Annotated in this window: 2 pseudogenes (1 of these 2 cut by a window edge); both read right to left on the reverse strand. The window is 62.5% G+C overall.

The features are described 5' to 3' along the window. Positions 1–627: pseudogene (locus tag GLA29479_RS23290) on the reverse strand (porin family protein); the annotation flags it as partial. Positions 628–1,032: 405 nt separating this feature from the next. Next, positions 1,033–1,380: pseudogene (locus GLA29479_RS23295) on the reverse strand (OmpA family protein) (its annotated part continues 12 nt past the right edge of the window); the annotation flags it as partial.

Here is a 1,380-nt window from a genome sequence, read left to right on the forward strand (position 1 = left end):
GCAGCCCGGCTCAACCACCGGAGCCGGACCGACCGGAGCAACGGGTTCCGGACCCAGCGGCACCACGATGCCGACCGAAGCCAGCACGTCGCCGAACCAGTCTTCCTGCGGAGCGTTGACGCTGCTGTCGTCGAAATCGGCGCGGTAGGCGAGTTCGGTACGGATACCGACGCGGCCCAGGTCGCCCTGGATACCGACGCCGACCTTGGCGGCGAAGTTGCCGTCCTTACGGTCAGCCGGCGACAGCACCGACGGGATCAGGTATTCCTCTTCCGAACGCTGGTAGCCCAGGCCCATCAGCAGGTAGGGGTTCCAGTTGCGGCCGTCGGTGACGAAGTGGCGGCGCAGGTCCAGCGAGATGCCGTACTGGCTCCAGTTGGCGTCCTGGTTGTCGTCGAACTTCGGGTTCTGGTAGTTCAGCTCACCGTCGAGCGACCAGTTCTTGCTCAGGAACTTGCCCAGGCCGATCGCACCGAACGGAGCATTGCGGGTGCCGCGGTCGTTGTCCTGGATGTTCATGCCGGCAGCGCCGGTCAGGTACCAGCGGTCGTCGAAATCTTGCGCACTGGCCGCCTGCGAAAAGGCCAAGCCCGCCAGCAGTGCGGTGCTCAACATACGGATCTTCATATCTAACTCCTTCAGATCGATCGGAACGGGGGGTGATCGGGACTGTTTGATCGGGACAGTCTTATGCGGCGCTGACTCCTGTGACAGAGACACGCTCAGCACTGGCAGGGCCGGCGCCGCGGTCACTGGCGGGGGCGATCATACACTGTCAACGCGTTTGTTAATACCACTTAACGTAGTTCAGCCCAGTGAAGCCAGGTTCGTTAATTAACGTTTTCGGCAGCGGGTATGCCCGCCCTTGCGCGGATGCGCCGACGAACGGTCGGTGTTTAGAAACAAACTGAGCCGTCGGTCGGATTTTCCGCAACGGCCGGGCAGCGACGCCCGAATACAAAAAACGAAGCCCGGCACAAGGCCGGGCTTCGGATGTTGCAGTGCGGGTTCCGAAGAACCCGCGGGTATCGCTTAGTTCTGGACGTTCAGCTCGGTGCGACGGTTCTTCGCACGGCCTTCCGGATTGTCCGAACCGTCTTCGTTGGTGTTCGGAGCGATCGGACGGCTTTCGCCGTAACCCACCGGACCCACCAGACGGCCAGCGTCCACGCCATTGCTGGTCAGGTAGTCGTACGCAGCCTTCGCGCGACGCTCCGACAGCTTCTGGTTGTACGCATCGGTGCCCTTCGAGTCGGTGTGACCGGCAACCTCGACCTTCAGGTCGGGGTAACGCTTCAGGATCTCAGCCGCTTCGTTCAGGATCGCCACCGCGTCAGGACGCAGCGTGGCCTTGTCGAAGTCGAAGTTGACGCCCTTCAG

The sequence above is a fragment of the Lysobacter antibioticus genome, from assembly GCF_001442535.1.
In the GTDB taxonomy this organism is placed as follows: Bacteria; Pseudomonadota; Gammaproteobacteria; order Xanthomonadales; family Xanthomonadaceae; genus Lysobacter; species Lysobacter antibioticus.